At 51.5% G+C, this 20,740-nt stretch carries 17 protein-coding genes, 2 tRNA genes and 1 pseudogene; 13 read left to right on the top strand and 7 right to left on the bottom strand.

The window, feature by feature from the left end; all coding sequences use genetic code 11:
- Positions 1-88 precede the first annotated feature (88 nt).
- Positions 89-610: pseudogene (locus BM258_RS25160) on the top strand (IS5 family transposase); the annotation flags it as partial.
- Between the two features lie 228 nt (positions 611-838).
- On the opposite strand, the gene BM258_RS03540 reads toward BM258_RS25160, so the two are convergent.
- Positions 839-928: transfer RNA gene (locus BM258_RS03540), tRNA-Ser, on the bottom strand.
- Between the two features lie 227 nt (positions 929-1,155).
- Positions 1,156-1,776: a TetR family transcriptional regulator gene (locus BM258_RS03535; RefSeq protein WP_175527897.1), complete on the bottom strand. Its 621-nt coding sequence runs from the start codon at positions 1,774-1,776 to the stop codon at positions 1,156-1,158.
- A 179-nt stretch (positions 1,777-1,955) separates the two neighbouring features.
- Here BM258_RS03535 and BM258_RS03530 point away from each other — a divergent pair, with 179 nt between their 5' ends.
- The 3 genes from BM258_RS03530 to BM258_RS03520 all read left to right on the top strand — a co-directional run bounded on the left by BM258_RS03530 (position 1,956) and on the right by BM258_RS03520 (position 8,070).
- Complete coding sequence (locus tag BM258_RS03530; RefSeq protein WP_090068855.1) at positions 1,956-3,053, top strand: efflux RND transporter periplasmic adaptor subunit; 1,098 nt, start codon at positions 1,956-1,958, stop codon at positions 3,051-3,053.
- A gap of 126 nt (positions 3,054-3,179) precedes the next feature.
- Entirely contained in the window at positions 3,180-6,266 is a 3,087-nt protein-coding gene (locus BM258_RS03525; RefSeq protein WP_090068852.1) for an efflux RND transporter permease subunit, read from the top strand.
- A 502-nt stretch (positions 6,267-6,768) separates the two neighbouring features.
- Positions 6,769-8,070 carry a threonine/serine exporter family protein gene (locus BM258_RS03520; protein WP_090068850.1) on the top strand — a complete coding sequence of 434 codons (1,302 nt, stop codon included), beginning with the start codon at positions 6,769-6,771 and terminating at the stop codon, positions 8,068-8,070.
- 202 nt (positions 8,071-8,272) lie between these two features.
- Here BM258_RS03520 and rpsI read toward each other — a convergent pair whose 3' ends face one another.
- From rpsI to BM258_RS03500, 3 genes are all read right to left on the bottom strand, one after another.
- Entirely contained in the window at positions 8,273-8,755 is a 483-nt protein-coding gene (rpsI, locus tag BM258_RS03515; RefSeq protein ID WP_090068847.1) for a 30S ribosomal protein S9, read from the bottom strand.
- A complete protein-coding gene (rplM, locus tag BM258_RS03510; protein WP_090068846.1) occupies positions 8,752-9,219 on the bottom strand; it encodes a 50S ribosomal protein L13 in 468 nt (155 codons plus the stop codon). Before rplM ends, rpsI begins: the two co-directional genes overlap by 4 nt.
- A gap of 327 nt (positions 9,220-9,546) precedes the next feature.
- On the bottom strand, positions 9,547-9,840 hold the full coding sequence (locus tag BM258_RS03500; RefSeq protein WP_090068842.1) for a hypothetical protein: 294 nt from the start codon (positions 9,838-9,840) through the stop codon (positions 9,547-9,549).
- A 282-nt stretch (positions 9,841-10,122) separates the two neighbouring features.
- Here BM258_RS03500 and BM258_RS03495 point away from each other — a divergent pair, with 282 nt between their 5' ends.
- The 4 genes from BM258_RS03495 to BM258_RS03480 all read left to right on the top strand — a co-directional run bounded on the left by BM258_RS03495 (position 10,123) and on the right by BM258_RS03480 (position 13,649).
- Positions 10,123-10,938: an enoyl-CoA hydratase gene (locus BM258_RS03495; protein WP_090068840.1), complete on the top strand. Its 816-nt coding sequence runs from the start codon at positions 10,123-10,125 to the stop codon at positions 10,936-10,938.
- Positions 10,939-10,947: 9 nt separating this feature from the next.
- Positions 10,948-11,373 carry a CoA-binding protein gene (locus BM258_RS03490; protein WP_090068838.1) on the top strand — a complete coding sequence of 142 codons (426 nt, stop codon included), beginning with the start codon at positions 10,948-10,950 and terminating at the stop codon, positions 11,371-11,373.
- Between the two features lie 389 nt (positions 11,374-11,762).
- A complete protein-coding gene (locus BM258_RS03485) occupies positions 11,763-13,043 on the top strand; it encodes an O-acetylhomoserine aminocarboxypropyltransferase (RefSeq protein WP_090068837.1) in 1,281 nt (426 codons plus the stop codon).
- Between the two features lie 165 nt (positions 13,044-13,208).
- The gene (locus BM258_RS03480; RefSeq protein ID WP_090068835.1) at positions 13,209-13,649 is read left to right on the top strand and encodes a DUF6404 family protein; all 441 of its coding nucleotides are present in this window, start codon (positions 13,209-13,211) and stop codon (positions 13,647-13,649) included.
- A 54-nt stretch (positions 13,650-13,703) separates the two neighbouring features.
- On the opposite strand, the gene BM258_RS03475 is transcribed toward BM258_RS03480, so the two are convergent.
- Positions 13,704-14,801 carry a COX15/CtaA family protein gene (locus tag BM258_RS03475; RefSeq protein WP_090068833.1) on the bottom strand — a complete coding sequence of 366 codons (1,098 nt, stop codon included), beginning with the start codon at positions 14,799-14,801 and terminating at the stop codon, positions 13,704-13,706.
- A gap of 226 nt (positions 14,802-15,027) precedes the next feature.
- On the opposite strand from BM258_RS03475, the gene BM258_RS03470 reads away from it, so the two are divergent.
- Entirely contained in the window at positions 15,028-15,231 is a 204-nt protein-coding gene (locus tag BM258_RS03470) for a DUF2842 domain-containing protein (protein ID WP_090068831.1), read from the top strand.
- Positions 15,232-15,269: 38 nt separating this feature from the next.
- Here BM258_RS03470 and BM258_RS03465 read toward each other — a convergent pair whose 3' ends face one another.
- Positions 15,270-17,009, bottom strand: coding sequence for a GumC domain-containing protein (locus BM258_RS03465; RefSeq protein ID WP_090068829.1), 1,740 nt, complete (start codon positions 17,007-17,009; stop codon positions 15,270-15,272).
- Between the two features lie 191 nt (positions 17,010-17,200).
- Between BM258_RS03465 and BM258_RS03460 the strand changes: the two genes are divergently transcribed.
- The 4 genes from BM258_RS03460 to BM258_RS03445 all read left to right on the top strand — a co-directional run bounded on the left by BM258_RS03460 (position 17,201) and on the right by BM258_RS03445 (position 20,474).
- Positions 17,201-17,755, top strand: a complete 555-nt coding sequence (locus BM258_RS03460) for a polysaccharide biosynthesis/export family protein (protein WP_090068827.1) — start codon at positions 17,201-17,203, stop codon at positions 17,753-17,755.
- Between the two features lie 184 nt (positions 17,756-17,939).
- Entirely contained in the window at positions 17,940-19,478 is a 1,539-nt protein-coding gene (locus tag BM258_RS03455) for an undecaprenyl-phosphate glucose phosphotransferase (protein ID WP_090068825.1), read from the top strand.
- A gap of 196 nt (positions 19,479-19,674) precedes the next feature.
- Positions 19,675-19,751 (top strand) — tRNA-Pro (locus BM258_RS03450).
- 441 nt (positions 19,752-20,192) lie between these two features.
- The gene (locus BM258_RS03445) at positions 20,193-20,474 is read left to right on the top strand and encodes a hypothetical protein (protein ID WP_139229191.1); all 282 of its coding nucleotides are present in this window, start codon (positions 20,193-20,195) and stop codon (positions 20,472-20,474) included.
- The last annotated feature ends 266 nt before the right edge of the window (positions 20,475-20,740 follow it).

Here is a 20,740-nt window from a genome sequence, read left to right as displayed (position 1 = left end):
AACGCGGTCTGAAAAGGCCGCGTTAAACAGCTAAAGGGTGGGGCAATTTTAAATGCTGAAGGCGGGTCAGTTTTGAATGATTATTGACAAGCTTGGTCTGACCGATGACTGGCAACATATGGCAGACAGCACGATCATCCGGGGCCATTCACAGGCTGCTGGCGCAAAAGGGGGACTCGCAAGGAGGGTTTTGGTCGATCGCGCGGTGGTTTTACGAGCAAGATCCATGCACGATCTGACGGTCAGGGCCGCCCTCTTGGCTTCCTGCTGACAGGAGGCGAGGTGTCCGACTACAAGATGTTCGAACCGCTGTTGGATCTGCCTCTTGCCAGGCCGAGACGGTTTCTCGCCGACAAGGGGTATGATGGCGACAGCGTCAGAGAGGCTCGGCTGTTCAAGGGCGTCAACCCGGTCATTCCGCCGAAGGCCGATGATCAAATGCAATTTCAACGCCTATCGGCAGAGGAACCGGATCGAGCGCATGTTCAACAGGCTCAAGCAATTCCGCCGCATCGCAACCCGCTATGACAAGACGGCCATATCCTTCATGGGATTTCTATGCCTCGCGGCCGTCAAGCTCTGGCTGCCCTCTTTTGTCATCACTGCCTAGAAGCCATGTATTTCACTCACAGTTCGTTGCGGATGGAGTGAAATTGTCTCCAACGCTGCCTTATTACGCGAAAGCAGAGAGCTAAACGGGGAAAGCGGCTTTTTCTCTTCGAAAGAGCGGTTACTCACAAAGCCCGGAGATTCAGCTGTTTTATAGGGGGACAAAAAGGGGTAAAGGAATTACACAATTCCAAAAGATACAATATTTTCAATCACTTAAAAGGAAAAATGGCGGAGAGGAAGGGATTCGAACCCTCGAGACAGTTACCCGCCTACGCCCTTAGCAGGGGCGCGCCTTCAGCCACTCGGCCACCTCTCCGCGGACCTGTTTAAAGATCATGGGGTGTTGAATCAATGGCTATTTTGTCATGAGAATGACATTTCCACATAAGCCTCGAAAAGTTTCCGGCTTGCTAGGCACAAGAGCACGGTACAATCGCTTTTGCGTTTTCTCTCGATTGATCAATCATTTGAACAATATGCGATTTGTGCGCAGCTTCAGCTCGCCCCGCTCCTCTTATGAAAAATTCTAATCAATGGAGTGCCTTAATCCATCAGAACGCTGTTGAGATAGTGTTCAAACACCGGATATCCATCACGCTCATAATCGAAGTCGCCAAAAGGCAACAGAGCCATATTTATCATGCCAATGAGAATATAGAGAAAGCCCATGGCGGCGTGGTCCGGATTAACACCTTGCTTCAAGTTGCCCGCTTCGCCCAGCTTTTTATAGGCACAGCAAAGCACCTGCTCATAGAGTTTGTATTTATCAGACAGGAACTCGACCAATTCCTTGTCCTTATCCGATATCTCCATGTTGTGCATGATGATGAAGAACGCGCGACCAACAATGTTGTTGTCTTCGAACAGTTCAAGCAGGCTGTTGATTTGTTGGCGGAATGCCTCAGCAGGTTTGTCTTGGGGCAAATTGAGCAAGGTATCCTTAATGGGCTCGAAGAAGGGCAAGGCCTGCTCTTCCCAAATTGCCTGAATGACTTCAGACTTACTCGAGAAATGCCCGTAGAAAGCCCCGCGTGTTACCCCTGCCCTCTCTGCAATTTCATTTAATGTCGTCGCCGTAAAGCCTTGGCTCCGGAACAACTCTGCTGCCGCTTCTATCAGGGCTTGATAGGTCTTTTCCTTGTCAGCTTTTGTTTTTCTCGCCACTCTCTTTATCCACCAGCAATAGAATATTTATCATGTCACCTCCCTTCTCGGGGGAGATAGCAGGTATCTCATAATATTTCTACTTTACATTTATTCATACACGTATGTATGTTTACTGCGAACAAACGCGCTCGATCAATGCGCAATAAGTTGCCATTCACACTTTCTCGGTTCGGCTCATGTCAAAACACTTCATGCTGATTGGCCTGATGGCTCTTTTGCTATCCGGATGTAATGAATCCTTCTTCAATTCTGCAGATGCCAATGAAAATGGCACTGAAGATCCTTCCGCACGTCCGGCCAAGATTGCAACAGCGCAGCGTGTTGCCCTTAGTTTGCCCAAATCATTCCCAGGTGTGACCACGGCGTCGCGCAAGGCGATCCTTTCCTTTCGTGTCGACGGGCAGATCGAGGATTTTCCCGTGCATGCCGGGCAGACCTTGAAAAAGGGAGAGCTCATTGCCCGGCTTGATGATGAGCCTTATCGGACAGTGGTTGACTCACGACAAGCGGCTTTCGATCTGGCCAAGATCAATCTGGAGCGGACAAAGAAGCTTTTCGAGCAGAAGCATGTAGCCAAGTCTACGCTTGATTCCGCAGAGACAAATTTCAAATCGGCACGATCTGCCCTCAAGGCAGCAAGGGACAATGTGAAATACACCCGACTTGAAGCGCCCTTCGAAGGCCTTGTCGCCAAGACATATGTCGAGCGCTATCAAACCATTGCGGCAGGCACACAGATTGCTCAGTTCCTTGGTACCAAGAATATCGATGTCGAATTCAATGTTCCTGAAAAGCTGTTTTTGCGGTTCAACCCTCGCAAGCTCGAGGTGAAGCCAACGCTGCAGATCGAGTTTGACGCCCTTCCGGGCAAGAACTTTACCGCGACCTACAAGGAAATCGATACAATTCCTGATCCTGTGACCCGCTCCTATCAGGTAACTGTCACCATGCCACGCCCCGATGACCTGACCGTCTTTCCCGGCATGAGCGTAACAGCAAGTCTCAATCTGGCGAGCCTGCTGGCCCATAGTGATGATGGCGGTGTTCTGGTGCCACTCGAATCTGTATTTGATGAAGATGGCAAGCGCTGGGTCTGGAAGCTGAACGATCAAAACGAAGCCCACAAGAGCGAAGTCAAAGTCTATGGCATTCAGGATGGACAATTGCGCATCTCTGAAGGGCTTGAAGACGGAGACCGCGTCATAGCTATTGGTGTCTCCTATGTCTCCGAGGGCATGAAGGTTAGAAAATTCAAGAAAGAAGGCGGGCTGTAAGCCCCTCTCCTTTTCGGAACGCGAACGGGTGTGCCGCATGCCCCCGTTCAGGCTGAACGCCTAATTTTTGCAGGTATGAGGGGAAGCCCATTTCCCGACGTGCGCATTGTTTGCAGGACGAGAGTAATGACACTCACAGACTACGCCATCAAGAATAAGGTTGTCAGTTGGATGATGACCATCCTGCTTCTCGCTGGGGGAATTTATGCCTATATGCATCTTGGGCGCCTTGAAGACCCTGAATTCACGATCAAGGAAGCCGTTATTGCAACGGCCTATCCCGGCGCGTCTTCGTATGAAGTAGAAGAGGAAATAACGCTGCCGATCGAAACGGCCCTGCAACAGTTGCCTTATGTCGATCATATCACCTCCATCTCATCTGCGGGCCTTAGTCAGGTGACCGTTGAAATGAAGGACAAATATCGGGACGCCGCACTGAAGCAAATCTGGGATGAAATGCGGCGTAAAATCAACGATATGAGTGCTGACTTGCCAACGGGCTCCTACCCCCCTGTCATCAACGATGATTTCGGCGATGTCTATGGCATCTATATGGCTGTGACCGGTGATGGATATAGCCATCAGGAGCTGAGCGACTATGTCGACTTCCTGCGGCGCGAGCTGGTGTTGGTTGATGGTGTGGGCAAGGTTGTCATCGGCGGCACCTTGCAGAAACAGATCATTCTGGAGATCAGCAGGTCCAAGCTCGCGGCACACAATCTCTCGGTTGCCTCGCTTCAGGCCCTTTTACAAAACCAGAATGTGGTCACCAATGCAGGGAGCATTAAAGTCGGTAGCGAATATATCCGCATCAGTTCGACCGGCGACTACAGCACCGTGGATCAAATGAAGGATATCCTTCTGGGACAGGCCGGAGACGATGTTGTCTATCTCTCAGACATTGCAGATGTGAAGGTCGACTATGCCGACCCGCCGTCTCATGTTTACCGTTTCAATGGCAGTCCGGCCATGACGATCGGCATTTCGTTTGCCGAAGGGGTGAATGTGACGGAAGTTGGCGACAATGTTTCCCAAAGGCTTAAAGAGCTGGAAAACAGCCAGCCTCTGGGCGTCGACCTTCATATGATCTACAATCAGCCGCAACAGGTGACGACATCCATTGATGACTTCCTGGTCAATCTGGGCATGTCGATTGTCATCGTTATCGTTGTTCTTCTCGTGACGATGGGGTTGCGGTCCGGCATTCTGATGAGCGCGATCCTGCTCTTGACCATCTGCGGCACCCTGATGGTCATGGAGCTGATCGGTATGCCGTTGCATCGCGTGTCTCTTGGCTCAATGATCCTCGCCCTCGGCATGCTGGTAGATAACGCCATTGTCATTACAGACGGCATTCTCGTCGGGCTCAAGCAGGGCCTTAGCAAGGTCAAGGCGTCTCACCGGATTGTCACTCAAACCGTTTGGCCCCTGTTTGGTGCCACAGCCATTTCCATCGTCGCCTTTGCCCCGATCGGGCTTTCGCCAGATAAGACGGGAGAATATGCAGGCTCCCTTTTCTGGGTGCTGATGATATCGCTCACCATCTCTTGGATTCTGGCCATGACGCTTACGCCGTTCCTTGCGTCCGTCATGTTTTCGGAGACCAAGGTTCGCCAAGAAAGCAACGAGAATGGTGAGCGCGAAGAGATTGATCCTTACAAAGGCTTTATCTACCAGATCTATAAATCCTTCCTCCTTTTATCCTTGCGTTGGCGATGGGGCACCATGGCCGTCATGGTCGGCTGTATGGCCGCCGCGATCTATGGATTCGGATTTGTCGGGCATTCTTTCTTCCCGACATCCAAACTCCCCATGCTCACGGTGGACTACTGGTTGCCGCAAGGGTCAGATATCCGCGCAACGATCAAAGACATGGATCGTCTTGAAGGGATTTTGCAGAAGAATGACAAGATCAAACAGGTAACCACCACCATTGGTGGCGGCGCAGAGCGTTTCATGCTGACCTACAGGGCGGAACGCACCTATGCCAACTATGGCCAATTCATTATCGAAGTGAAGAATTTTGAGGAGCTGCCCGATCTGCGCCGTTGGGTCGACAAGACCTTGAAGGAAAACGCCCCTTATGCCTTCGTCAAAACGGGACGCTTTGAACTGGGAACGGCAGCGGGGTCTAAAATCGAGGCACGCATAACAGGCTCTGATCCTGCGGTCTTGCGCGAATTGGCGAGCAAGGTCATCAATGTCTATCGCTCTGACCCGGACGCCATCAATATCCGGCAAGACTGGCAGGAGCGCACCAAGGTTCTGCGACCTCAATTTGCAGAAGCCGAGGCGCGCCGTCTGGGCATTACCAAGGCGGACATAGACCGCGCAATCCTCTTGAATGTTCATGGCTTGCCCATTGCTCAGGTGCGCAATGGTTCAGACATCCTGCCTGTTGTCTTGCGCCCGCCGCTTAATGAACGCAACAGCGTTGATCAGCTTGGGGATATTCAGGTTTACAGCTCGGTGCTGCAAAAATATGTAAGCATTGATCAGGTGGTCCATTCAATCGATCTGGACTGGGAAGATCCGCTTGTCATGCGCCGCAACCGCAAGCGCACCATTCAGGTTTGGGCAGATGCAGATCCATACTCGGAGACGTCCAGCCTTGATCTTTTTGATCGTATGGATGGTAAAGTGGAAGCCATTGAAATGCCCCAAGGCTATGAGCTGACATGGGGTGGTGAATATGAAAACCAATCCAAGGCAACCAGCGCTGTCTTTGCCAATGTACCATTAGGCGTGCTGGTGATGTTTGCCATCACTGTCATGCTCTTTAATTCATTCAAGCAGACGCTCGTGGTGTGGCTCACTGTACCCCTTGCCATTATCGGGGTAACTGCAGGCCTCTTGATCTTCAATCTGCCTTTCAGTTTCACCGCCCTCATCGGTTTCCTCTCCCTCTCGGGTATGTTGCTGAAAAATGGCATTGTGCTGATTGAGGAGATCAAGCGACTAAACGAAGAGGACGAAATCAGCATCCATGACGCAATAACGCGTGCTGCCGTTTCGCGCCTGCGCCCTGTGACCATGGCGGCGCTCACAACCGTTCTTGGCCTTATCCCGTTGGTTACAGACATCTTTTTCAATTCTCTCGCCGTCACCATCATGTTCGGTTTGGCAACTGCAACGGTTCTGACATTGATCGTGGTACCTGTGTTGTTTGCGATCTTCTATGGTATCAAATTCAAGCGAGGTGAGACGATCTAGGGCCTTGTGCCCTGCCACTCTTTTTGCACCACAAGTCCGGCGCTAATAGCCGAAAAACCCCATTCAAGACTGGTTCTCCAGTCTTGAAATAACCCGGACCCCACCAGACCCACAAAGCCGGGTTATTCCAGACGGAACACCCATTCCGCCAGGAGAAATCGCCCCCGTGATGCTATTGCGTTATTGGGGGCGACGGTCTGTCTTCCATTACCTTTTGTAAATAGCATCCCTGCAAAGTCGAGCCATGCAATTTTGAGTGGTCTGCTGAAGCAACTATCCCGGTGCATTTTCATGCCTTGATGGGTTAGTCAGTGGCCGTCCTCGCAAAGGTCCAGCATGTGATACAATACGAGAACACAGACAGCATTCGAATTCAAATTTCTATTATATGCCCAATTAACCGTTGGGTTTGGCTCGCGGCATTCACCCGGCTCTGATCGATTAAGCTTTGCCAGAGTGGCCAAACACATTTATTGCAACAGGCACCAAGCAGAGACCAGACATGATCGACAGCCCCTCCTCACAAGACCATATTCGGCTCAGACACCGGCATCTGGAAAAAATTGCCATGGCAGCGCTCAATGTCGGCTGCATGCTCATGGAATCAGGCGCCAAGGCCGAGGTTGTGCGCAACGGCATCGAAATGGTGGTCAAGGGGCTGGGCGCAGAAACCATAGCGGTGCGTATCGGGTATGCCTCCATCAGCCTGACGGTCCGTGATGGCGGCGATGTTGGAAACACCATCTCACGGCTGTTGCAAGTGGGCCATCATGGCGTCAACCTTCAACTCAACAACGCTGCCCGCGCCCTCGCCGTGCGCGCCTCACAGGGTTCTCTTACGCCCGAGGCAATTGTTGAGGAAGTGGCGGGACTGAGGAAAAAGACTCCCAAGCATCATTGGGTGACTGTTGCACTTGCCACCGGCCTTGCCTGCGCTTCCTTTGGTCAATTACTCGGAACAGACGCGACGGCGTTTCTGCCCATTTGGTTTGCGGGCTTCATCGGCCAGACGATCCGGCATTTCATGGTGCTTAACAAGCAGAATGTGTTTGCCATGGTCACGATCGTCGCCTTTGTGTCTTCGGCAATTGGTGGCCTGATATCGCAGCTGGTTGGCAGCGTAACACCAGAGATGGCGATGTTTTCTTCGGTGCTGTTGCTCGTCCCCGGCGTTCCGTCAATGAATGCGCAAACCGACATCATGGAAGGCTCGCCAACGCTGGGGAGCGCGCGCGCACTGACAGTCTTCATGGTTCTCATTTTTCTGACGGTAGGCGTCGCCCTCTCCCGCTATATTCTCATGCGGTTCGGTGCCTATGACCAGTTGCTCAACCACGGTATTGTGCATCATATCCTGTTTGGTGGCATTGCCGCTGCAGGATTCGGTATTCTGTTCAACTTCAGTTGGCGGACCGTTGGCTGGACGGCAATTGGCGGCGGCATAGCCCTTGCTGTGCGCACATTGGGACTGGATGCGCAATGGGGATTGGCCATGTCCTCCACGATGGCTGCAGCGGCCGTTACGGTCTATGTGCGCCTGCTGTATCTATTGCCGGTCTATGTGCCTACCGGGGGCAGCATGCTCGCCATCGCTGGCTGCATTCCGATGATTCCGGGAAGCGGAGCAGCCCACGGGATCGTCGGCCTGATGACCTTTGCCAGCCAACACGACAATTATGACGTTGCACTGCTTGGCAGCTCAGTCGCTTCCATGCTGAGTGTTGTTTTCACCATTGGCGGCATTGCGGCAGCGATTACCCTGATCAACGAAATCATCAAACGCCCAAGTTTCCCGACGCTCTAGGGGAAGCCCGCCCGCCTGTCTACAAGTCCAATCCATGAGAGGAAGCGCAAAGTCTGGTTTGTCTTTGCGCTTTTTCTTTATCTGGCTTCAGAGAGGATTCTAGCAAAAGTCGACATTGCCCTTCTGATCGCCCTTCACGCATCCAATACAAAAAAGGCCCGCTCGAAGCGGGCCTTTTCGAATAGCAAAGCGAAACGCGGTATTAGCGTTTGGAGAACTGGAAGGAACGGCGAGCTTTTGCACGACCGTATTTCTTACGTTCAACAACACGGGAGTCGCGAGTAAGGAAGCCACCTTTTTTCAGGACACCGCGAAGCTCTGGTTCGTAGTAGGTCAGAGCCTTGGAGATGCCGTGGCGGATAGCGCCAGCCTGACCGGACAGACCACCACCGGAAACGGTGCAGATGATGTCATACTGACCATCACGGTCAGCAGCAACGATTGGCTGCTTGAGAACCATCTGCAGAACCGGACGACCAAAATAGACGTTGAAGTCTTTTTTGTTTACGGTGATTTTGCCAGAGCCTGGTTTAACCCAAACACGAGCAACTGCGTCTTTACGTTTACCGGTAGCATAGGCACGGCCATGAGCGTCGAGCTTCTGGACATGAACCGGAGCGGTTTCTTCAGCTTCTACGCCAACAGCGGAGCCGAGGTCTTCAAGAGACTGTACTGTATCGCTCATTTATTGACCCTCACATTCTTGGCGCTCAGTGCCTTAACATCCAGCACTTCTGGAGACTGGGCTTCATGGGGATGTGCTGCTCCTGCATAAACACGCAGGTTAGACAGCTGTACGCGAGACAGCGGGCCGCCTGGCAGCATGCGCTGCACGGCTTTCTGGATCACACGCTCAGGGAATTTCCCCTCGATGATCTGGCGAGCGGTACGCTCTTTGATGCCGCCCGGATGACCGGTGTGCCAGTAGTATTTTTTGTTTTCGTATTTACGGCCGGTCAGCTTAACCTTCTCGGCGTTGATTACGATAACATTATCACCGCAATCCATATGCGGGGTGAAGGTTGCTTTGTGCTTGCCGCGCAGACGCATTGCGATCAGCGCTGCAAGGCGACCAAGCACCAGGTCTTCCGCATCGATCAGAATCCATTTCTTTTCGATGTTGGAAGGATTTGCAGAAAAAGTTTTCATTGCACTTCCGTATTTCGGTGTCATGTGACAACGTGAAACGGCGACCGTTCTCAGGCCGCCGCAATGTCTGGCGCTCCTTTTATAGCAACCCTTGTTTTTGTCAAGCCAATTTGTTTAAAATTCATTAATAAAAACAATGCGATATTTTTGCGGTATATAATTACCACAAAAAATACATCTATTTTTGGCACCCAAGGTCCGCTTTTCACCTTGGCCGCCCTTTCACCAATGACTGTCCAAATAAAACCGCCCAACAAAGCCAATTGCGGGCGGTTTGTCGATTACACCTTAACTGCATGCAGCGTTGGGCCAAGATGGCCTGTTTGCCTACAGCGTGCAAACCGTGTCATGCAAGCCAGTATCTTCATGGTGATAGTCTGGCCGGGGTGTTTTGGCGGCGCCATTGATGGTTCCGACAAATTTGGCGTCGGCCACCTTCATGCGCTTCCAGCCCAAGTCGCCAGTACGCGATCCTCCGGATGTCTGATAGACATACATCAGTTCATTGCCGCGCAAGGTTTTGCCAACAGCATGAACCTCAACATTTCTGTCATAGCCATGATAGTTGATTTTGAGGACATCGTGATTCTTGAGGGCTTCGCATGCATATTTGCTTTCCATAACGTACCTCCTCGCTGACCATTGCGTTACGCCTTCATTATTCCGAATCTGAGAATTCCTGTAAATTCTCAAATAGTTCGTCATAGCCTTTAAAGCCTCCAATCTGCCAGCTATGCGCTCTATTGACCCTCGCTTGCCGGTTATACGCCTTCTAAGGGCCACTTCATCCAATTGTCAGTTTCGCGCAAAAGACGACGCATACCGGCCAAGCTTGACTTGCTGTTCAAATAGCGGGCATGGTCGCAGAAGCAAATAAAATCAAGTGAGTCCCGGGAGGCCAAAATGACCACAGGAGCCACCAATCAGGAAGATGCGCTATTGACCGAACAGGTCGGCCCTGTGCGACGCCTGATCATGAATCGTCCCAAAAGCCGCAATGCGCTTTCGGAAGAGATGATCGCTGCATTGAGCGCAGCGCTTGATGAAGCAGACTCCGACACTCAAACACGTGTCATCGTTCTTGCCGCCAACGGACCGGTATACTCCGCCGGACACGATCTCAAAGAACTTAATTCCCATCGTAATGATGCGGATAAAGGCGAAGCCTTTTTCAGCCGGATTTTCACGGACTGCTCAGCGTTGATGCAGAAAATCCAGACAGTCTCAAAAATCGTCATCGCAGAAATCCAGGGCACCGCCACAGCGGCTGGCTGCCAGCTGGTTGCCAGTTGCGACCTAGCCATCACTGTCAACGAAGCCGATTTCGGTACGCCGGGCATTAATATCGGATTATTCTGCACCGGTCCTGGGGTTGCCCTCACCCGCTCTGTTCCACGCAAACAGGCAATGGAGCTTCTGGTGACGGGTGAAATGATCGACGCCCACACCGCCAAAGCCTATGGCATTGTCAATCGCGTTGTACCGAAGGACTATTTGCGGATCGTCGTCGACAAATATGCGATAGAGATTGCAGGCAAATCTGCCGAAGCCCTGACCTTTGGCAAGCAAGCTGTCTATCGGCAAGACGAAATGCCCCTGGCCGATGCCTATACACTCGCGACGGATGTGATGACGAATAATCTGCTCGCAGATGATGCGATAGAAGGCGTCAATGCCTTTATTGAAAAGCGAAAGCCCGACTGGCCCAGCCTTAAATAGGAGCATTCCATGGACCATAGCGACTATACCGCAGACTATCTCAAGGACATCCTCTCTTCGGTCAAGCGCATCGCCCTAGTTGGCGCCAGCGACAAACCGGAACGTGCCAGCTATCGGGTTATGAGCTTTCTGCTTGATCATGACTATGACGTAATTCCGGTTAATCCGGGCAAGGAAGGTCAGGAAATTCTGGGCCAACGCGTGGTCGCCCGTCTTTCCGATATAGACGGCCCGATCGACATGGTGGATGTGTTCCGCAATTCCGAGGCAGCAGGCGGAGTAACGGATGAAGCCATTGCCGTTGGAGCCAAGGTAGTCTGGATGCAACTCAATGTGTTCAACGCCGCGGCTGCCAAGCGAGCAGAGGATGCCGGGCTCAAGGTGGTCATGGATCGCTGCCCGAAAATTGAACATCCAAGCGTGATGTTCAATTAGCCAGCACATGAACTGCGATAATTGAATTTGAGCGACGGAGCAATCTGTCGCTCTTCCTATTTGTGCGCTCAATTTTACGCACTCGCCGCACATTTTGACGCCCGGCGGAAGGTCGGACAGCTCAACTACAAATTAGCAAATAAAATCAAGCATATAAAATCCCTGATTGGTTCCCTTTCATATTTCATTTTTACCGCCATCATTAGAAACCTCGTTCAACAATCGAGCAAAATTTAAAACGATATTTTCCACTTTCAAATGGCGCGGCGGGTTGTGCTGGTCTAGAGTTGCCACACACTTCAATCTTGAAGATACATTGACTTTTTATTGGCAAAGCACGTCGCGAGATAAGCCCGCACGCTCTGCACTGATTTATGAAGAGGACGATTATGAGCGAAGAAACAGCCCTCGGCTTTTCCACTCTTGCCATTCACGCTGGCGCTGACGCCGACCCGACCACTGGCGCACGCACCACGCCGATCTACCAGACGACATCCTATCAGTTTCGCGATACCGAGCATGCAGCCAATCTGTTTGCGCTGAAGGAATTCGGCAATATTTATACGCGTCTGACCAACCCGACGACCGCTGTGCTTGATGAACGCATCGCTGCGCTGGAAGGCGGCTCAGCGGGTGTTGCCGTTGCTTCGGGCCATGCAGCGCAGTTTGTTACATTCCATTCCCTGATGGGACCAGGTGACAACATTGTCGCTGCCAACAAGCTCTATGGCGGTACGTTCAACCAGTTCAACCACACCTTCAAAAGTTTTGACTGGCATGCCAAATGGTCTGATGCACTTGATCCGGAAGCAGCGCGCGGCCTGATTGATGAAAAGACCAAAGCCATTTATATCGAAAGCCTCGCCAACCCTGGTGGGGTGATCTGCGATATCGAGGGCTTTGCCAAAGTCGCCAAGGATGCCGGCATTCCGCTGATTGTTGATAACACGATGGCAACTCCTTATCTGTGCCGGCCTATTGAACATGGTGCCAACATTGTTCTGCACTCCATGACCAAATTCATTGGTGGTCACGGTAACTCCATGGGCGGGATGATCGTCGATGGCGGTAACTTCGACTGGTCGCAGTCTCACAAGTTCCCGATGGTCAACACCCCGCGCGCGGAATATAACGGCGTCAATTTCTACGAATCCTTTGGCCCGATGGCTTTCGCCATCACCTGCCGCGCTCTTGGTTTGCGCGATCTGGGCCCGACCCTGTCGCCATTCAACGCCTTCCAGATCCTGACTGGTGTTGAAACCCTGCCCCTGCGCATGGATCGCCACTGCGAAAACGCTCTCACCGTCGCCAAATGGCTTGAGAGCAACGACAAGGTGAGCTGGGTTTCCTATGCAGGTCTTGAGTCCAGCCCGCATAAGGCTGCACAAGAGAAATATCTGCCAAAGGGTGCAGGGTCCGTCTTCACATTCGGCCTCAAGGGCGGCTATGATGCAGGTGTGAAGTTCATCACCAGCCTCAAACTGCTCAGCCATGTTGCCAATATCGGCGATACGCGTTCTCTAGCCATCCACCCGGCATCGACCACTCACAGTCAGTTGACCGATGAGCAGAAGACCGCAGCGGGTGCGGCTCCGGATACAGTCCGCCTGTCAATCGGCATTGAAGATGTAAAAGACATCATCGCCGATCTCGAACAGGCAATGGCTTGAATGTGAATTGAAATCATCTCGAAAGGCCGGGACAGTCCCGGCCTTTTTTGTGTCCGCCATGCTCTGACCATATCAACCCGTTTATCCTCTCTGATAGTCCTTGCCAGCCTCAAGAGGTGTGCATAGGTTTGATATTTGGAATATATCCATTGCTAGGTCAGACGAATGAATTTTGATGAACGTTACACACTCGCCATTGCTGAACTGAAACGCACAACCATTGTGGAAGGAAACTATGCGCCGCCGCTGCATCGGTTTTTGCGCGGCCGTGGTGTCAGAATAAAGCCGCCACACTATAACAGTATCGGCATGAATATAATCACCACCGGAGCCCCTTTTGCCGTGCTCTGGGGCGCGATCATGTGGTTCATTCTCTGGCAAAGCCAAAAACTGACACCCTTCATGGCCATCGGCGCTGCGCTTGTTGCGGGCACCATCTTCGGGCTATTCATGGCGCTCTATTATCGCTGGTCATTCAACCAGAATGCGCTGACCAAATGGGACCAGTTGGAGCCTACGCCGGAACTGGTGGCGCCAAAGGAAGAGGACAAGGAGGACGCACCGGAAGCGCCCTCACCCAAGCCTGAAACGGATGGCACTCCGTAAAGAAGGGCGCCAGTGCTGCCGCCCGTTCATTTCACAGCCAATGCTTTGATCGGGTCAATATTTCCGGGCATTATCGTATAAATCGCGCATTACAAGGGTCGCAGACCCCAATACAAGCATTGCTCCGGCCTGATGTAACAAGGCAAGAGAGAAAGGCACGGCAAACAGCAAGGTGGTGATGCCGATGATAACCTGAAATGCCAGCAGAACCGCAAGAATGTTGACTGGCAGCATTATGTCGCCTTTGAAGGGATCGCGCCTGAGACGGAACCATAGCAAGAGACATATCACAGCGACCAGATAGGCCATCATGCGGTGATTGAACTGGATGGTGGCATGATCCTCAAATATGGAATGCCAGACGGACCCCGTGTCATAGATCTTCTCGGGTATGATACCGCCATCCATCAATGGCCATGTGTTGTAAATCAAGCCTGCATGAGTGCCTGCCACCAGCGCGCCAAGAAAGATCTGCACCATGATGCAGACGGTCAATATCCCCATCAACCAGACGTGACGATCCGCACTGACACATTCGGGCATCTTCTGTCCGGTTCTATAGCCGCGTGCGACCCATAACAGCGCAAAGAATATGATTGATGCGAGGATCAGATGGGTAGCGAGACGATATTGGCTGACGTCGACGCGATCCACCAGCCCTGACGCAACCATCCACCAGCCGACAAAGCCCTGCAATCCGCCCAAGCCAAGCAACACGAGCAACCGTGGCTTAAGTGATGCGGTCACCCTTCCGGAAAGCCAGAAATAGAGCATGGGAACAAAAAAAGCCACGCCGATAAAGCGCCCCAGCTGGCGATGCCCCCATTCCCACCAGAAAATATTCTTGAAATCATCCAGCGTCATTCCCTTGTTAACATGCTCATATTCAGGAATCTGCTGATATTTGAGAAACTCCTCGTTCCATTCTTCAACTGACATGGGCGGGATGGCGCCATGGATGGGTTTCCATTCGGTAATGGAAAGCCCCGAGTCTGTGAGACGAGTAATACCGCCCACCACGACCATAAGGAAAACGAGAAAGGCGACACAATAGAGCCAGAACCGCACCATATGCCGAGATCTGCTGGCCTTGTCTTCCTCCTTGTCGACATAATAGATTGCGCTTTCCAAAGCCGCTTCATTCCTCACCATCGGATGCCTCAATTCTCTCTAGATAGTCCACCTCGAGACATAAGCATCTCTGCTTGCGCACGTCGGGTCAAGGCAACTGAGGGCTAAACTGTTTGAAATTTGCGCTTCTCTACCAAGATAAGGGCCGTTCTAATTCCATAGTCGGATCAAGGAGATGGCTTTTTTGCTTTTCACGGACCAATTGCTAAGCTATTAGGACACAAAACCGCAGACCAATGGAGCAACCATGAGCCAACGCACTCGGAAATTCTTCGGCATGATCATGCTTGTTGCCTGGGTTATTCTCTATGCCGCAGTTGGCATGACCATTGGCGCGGCAGTTGTCGCCAACGCCACGCCCCTCGCTCAAATCCTGTTTTTCCTGATTACCGGCCTTATCTGGATTGTGCCCGCAGGGTTGATCATACGCTGGATGGAAAAACAGGTCTAAAAACCGGCATGTAAGAGGCCTATGGCTGAACCAACACGCTATTCAGCCGCTTGCAACAAATTATCCGGCTCATCTGCATTGTCATCGCTATCGCTAAACTCAAGATCCGTCACGATGAGGCTGTCAGCGAAGCCAAGATGTCCAACGGCCTCATGCAGCTGGGCAACTTCGCTTTCGGCGATTTCGGGCACGATAACAAAGGCTAGTGCATCGGGAACAGACGCAAAACCGCGAAGAATACTGACATCTTCGCACGCAGTTCCCAAGTCGAGCATGACGATGTCATAAGCAGCCTCAAGTGCAATTAGCAGCGCATGAAACTCCGAAGAGAGCAAATCACTGCGATTGAGAGTACGACTACCCGCATGGATGCATTTTGCCTTCCCGGTCCATTCTTCATCGATAAAATCTGAAAAACTGCCATTGCCATCCAGTAGATCGGCAATCCCGCAAGCCTTCGGCCCGTCGCCGTCGATTGCTTGCGACTGAGCGGATATCAGATCGACATAAGCAACGGAGCGTTCTTTAACCAGTCGATTGGCCAGAGCCGATCCCCTCGCTCCCCAGGCTTGATCCTGCGCCATCAGAACGATGCGTGCGTGGGTGACATCACTGAGCTGTTCAGCAACCAGATCGAAGATGATGGCTGCGCGGCGGCCGGTCCCCTGCTCTACTGACAAGGTATCAAGCTTATTGGCAACTTGCCTTGTCTGAACCATGTGGATGTCAGCGCTTGGCATAATGGGCAAATCGGCTGGGGCCGGAAATGACAGACGGATTTCTTGTGGTAAGTCAGCCCCATCAGCCAAACGGGCCGAACCTCTTTCCGTATTCTTTTTAAAGCGTGAGAAGACAGCGCTTCCTATCAAGCCAAACAGAAACACCGTAGCAGCCCCAAATAGAGCCCAAAGGAAGGCTGCCTTTGAAACAGGTGTGTAGGCTGTTGTCGCCCTGACCAGAACGCGCGCCGCGGGGGGCAGCAAATCGAGCGTAGACAGGGTTTTCAGCTCGGCCTGCCTCACACGAAGCCGCTCGACCATCTGTTTGCGACCCTTTTGCTCCATGCTGGACAAATCACCGGCATTTGCCTTTTGCTCCCCCTCACTCTTTCCGGTTTGTTTCAAACGGGACGACAGGGCCTCGATCTGTCCGTTCAGCTTATCAATTGAAACATTGAGTTCCTGATGACGCTTTTTCGAGAGCAAATCAATATAGGCTTCAGCAAGGCTGTTGGCGATTTTGGCAGCGGCGTCGGCTCTTGGCGCTTTCATGGAAATTGTAATTACACGTCTAGGGGCCAAACGCTCGACACTAAGAGACTGTTGAACACGGTCTATAACGGCCTCTCTGGCAGAAACCGAGAAAGAGCCAACACGAAGCATCATCCCGAGTGTCTGCAATGTTCCACTGGCAGCAAAGCTCTTGTCTTCGGTCAGATGCAATTGATCGACGATGGTCGACAAAATTTGTGGGCTTTTCAGATCTCTAATCAGCTTGTCAGCCAATTCGGTTTGGCTGTCCGTTCCCTTATAAAGAGATGCAGAATCGACCACAGAGGGGAAATACTGTTCTTGTGGCGCCAGCAGCAGAATGCGCGCTTCGGACTGGTATTCTTCAGGCTGGTAAGCTTTATAGGCGAATAAAACCGCTCCAATGGCGAGGGAAGCCAGCGTCAATCGTAAAAAGACCCGTGGAGATAATCTCAATGCCGCAATAGATTTGCGGGCGTTGCTCCCTGCTCTTTTATCGCCAATGCGGTTCTCACATTCCATCGCCATATCAGCCCCCTTATGCTGAGCCTATTGGGACAAATTATAGTAACCACTTTATTAACGAGAGACGTTTTACCTTTTCCCTTGATGCAATCTGAGCTGGCGCGCATAAACATCGGGCACAATTACCGGAAATTTACGCGACATTAACCATAACAACATTTGAATAAAACCGAGTTAGTCAAGCGAGTCGAACCATGTTTCGTTTTTTGGTCATTCTGGTTATAGCCCTGACGGTCAGTAGCTGTTCAAGCTATCGGCCCGCCGGTGATGCATTTCATAAATCCCTCGTCGGGCCATATGAGCTTGATGCCGGCGACCGGATACGCGTAACCGTGTTCAATCAGGAAGATCTCAATAAAGAATATCTTGTCGATCAGGCTGGCTATGTTTCCATCCCACTCATCGGCAATGTGGCGGCTCGCGGAAAGCAAACCAGTGAACTCGCCAAGATCATCGCAGGCAAGCTCGCCAACGGCTATGTACGCAACCCCGACGTTTCGGTAGAAATCGCGCAGTATCGACCCTTTTTCATCATGGGCGAAGTCAATTCTGCTGGTCAGTATTCCTATGTGAGTGGCATGACAGTACAGACCGCGATCGCCATCGCAGGCGGCTTCACGCCAAGAGCCCAGCAGCGTTATGTCGACATTACCCGCCAATTGAACGGAAAGATCCTGACTGGACATGTGCGCCTGACGTCCCCTGTTCGCCCGGGAGATACAATTTACATTCGAGAGCGCATCTTCTGATTTTTAATTCCAGCCTTAAAGTTGCGTTATACTTCTAGGTTTCATTTGCTATAAAGCACTTCTTTAACGATAATATCCAAAACCAACTGGCAAAGTTTTTCTCGGTTCAACCATTAAAACTTAGTCAGACTTTGTTTGCTATATCCTTGGTTGGGACAATAATTTTAAATGTGGGTGACCCAGAATGCAGCCTCTTGATCCGAGGACAGCCTTCACTTCACGCGCCGTACTAGATGCCAATGAGCCAATTGTCGACAAGAACAAAGATGCTCATATTACGGATCTGGCTCGCGAAGTGGCTGCCGAGTTCTCTGAAACCACTTACGCACCAGGAATCGTTCGTGGTCTGTTTCAGCTAGCAGATTTTGTCGTTCTGGCTCTTCTCGGCATCATATCGACCTCTATGATGGGCGGTGCGATTGTCGCTGGCATGAGTTTTCCTGTACTGCTCTCAGTGGCAGGCGCAATCATGTTTAGCCTGTTTCTGCTTTCGGTTGATGGCTATTCCATTCTCGATATGAATCATCTGGCGCCCCAAATTGGCCGAACCATCGGTGCGTGGACGATGGTGATTGTGTTGTTCCTTCTTATTTTCTACCTCTCGGAAACTCCCATCGACGCCAATCGTGGCTGGCTGGGTGTCTGGTTCATTTCAGGCATCGCGACCGTGTCAGTGATGCGTGCGGTTGAGTCCCTACTTGTGCGCATATGGCAACAGGATGGACGATTGGAACGCCGTGCGGTGATCGTTGGCGGGGGGGATCCAGCTGCTGAGATCATTACCTCACTGGAAACGCAGGAAAATAACGATATCCGCATCTGCGGTATTTTTGATGATCGGGATGATGAGCGTTCGCCCCCCATAGTTGCCGGTTATCCGAAACTTGGTACGGTGGACGATCTTGTCGAGTTTTCGCGCCTTTGCAAAATCGACATGTTAATCGTTACCATTCCGGTTTCTGCCGAGAAGCGCGTTTTGCAGATGTTGCACAAACTCTGGATATTGCCGCTTGATATCCATCTTAGCGCCCATATGAACAAGATGCAGTTTCGCCGGCGCACCTACTCCTATGTGGGCAATCTGCCTACGGTTCCGGTATTCGCCAAACCCATAGCCAACTGGGGCGGCCTTCTGAAAAGAGTGAGCGATGTAGTGATCGCCGGAATTTCGATTGCCCTTCTTTCTCCGATTTTGATTGGCACGGCCATCGCCATCAAGCTGGACAGCGAAGGCCCCATCATTTTTCGCCAAAAGCGCCTCGGATTCAACAATGAAGAGGTCGTGATTTTCAAGTTCCGCTCCCTCTACCATTCACAGAGTGATCAGAACGCACAGAAATCTGTAACCAAGAATGATAGCCGCGTTACCAAGGTAGGGCGTTTCATTCGGAAGACCTCCATTGATGAGTTGCCACAATTGTTCAATGTGATTCTTGGATCATTGTCTTTGGTGGGCCCTCGCCCTCATGTGCCACGGCAACAAACCAATGAACGCCTGTTTGAGGAAGTGGCCGATGGATACATGGCGCGCCATAAGGTCAAGCCCGGCATTACAGGCTGGGCACAGATCCATGGCTGGCGCGGGGAAATCGATGACGATGAAAAGCTCAAGCAACGCGTCGAGCATGACATCTATTATATCGAGAACTGGTCTCTTGCCCTTGATCTCTACATTCTGGCTGTCACGCCCCTCAAGCTGTTCAATCAAGAGGGCGCCTATTAGGACACAAGACAGGTTGGCGCCCTCACCAGTGCCAACGGCAACAAACTAATCTATCGGTAAATCAGCGCTTTATCCGCTTTCTTACCCTTAAGACATATTTTGTGAACGCTCTTTTTCTCGAAAGCTTGAGGATAATGTGCATCTGGCGATCTCAAACATTGCAAGATGATGACAGAGCCATTATAAAGCCTCTTGTCGGAGCGTAGCGCAGCCTGGTAGCGCACTTCGCTGGGGGTGAAGGGGTCGTAGGTTCGAATCCTATCGCTCCGACCAATTATCCTTCCCCACAGTATTTCCCAAACGATAATTCTATCTGCTTTTTGAATGCAGCAATAAGCCCCGTCGGCTTTCATACCGCGGCTTTGCTGATGTTTGGTATTCAGTCCTTATTGCAGGGCAACTGATTGTCATATTCATGCAATACGGCCTTTATAGAAATCTCCATAACTGACACAGAGGAATCACTCACCTCTTCTGCTACGCTTGTTAACAGAACGTGAGAGAGTGATAAAATGTTGTCGACCGAATTTGTTGCATGATTACACCAGAACGTCGTGACCACTGACCGTGCATGACGTATTTGATGGCCCTGTCGGATGGTGGGGCCATTTTTTTATCTAGCATACAGCCACACGCAAAACTCGTTACAATTTTAGCTTTTCAAGTAGCACTACATTAAAAGCTGACAGATATAATCACGTTATGATTCCAGCTTTGAACATATCAACTGCCGGCATGCTTGCCGCTTCTGACCGTCTTGAGGATATCGCATACGGGATAGCCAATCCTGTTGCTGATAACGCAGCTCAACCGGCGACGCCGACGAGTCGGCAAGTCAGACCAGAAGAGTCCATAGCACCGGTGTCAGCAGCACCAGAGCTGGATCCGGCGCGTCTTGTAGAGTTGATAGAAACAGAGGCGGCATTCAACGCCAGCGCTTTGGCCACAAAGTCGGTAGCCAGTGCCTCGCAAGAGCTGATGGACGCACTGCGTTAGACTTTCCTAAAATTACAATTTTGCGAGCATAATCAGATCAGTCTGACAATGCCTGATCCAAGATCCGTTTGCACTCCAGCAGCTCAAAGAGCGTTGATTGCAAGCGTCTTATTTCGTCTCGGGATAAGGATTGCTGTGTCATAGCAGCCAGTTCTTGATCACTTGCCTCTGAACGCCCCCCCATGAAGCGCGAAAAGAAGCCCGACTTCTGCTCTTCTTGCAATGCCCTTAAACGCGCTTCCTCTACTGAGAGACTGGCGCTCCTC

This window comes from Cohaesibacter marisflavi, from assembly GCF_900115225.1.
GTDB lineage: Bacteria > Pseudomonadota > Alphaproteobacteria > Rhizobiales > Cohaesibacteraceae > Cohaesibacter > Cohaesibacter marisflavi.
The sequence above is the reverse complement of the archived record's forward strand: the minus strand, read 5'-3'. Positions and strand labels throughout refer to the sequence as shown.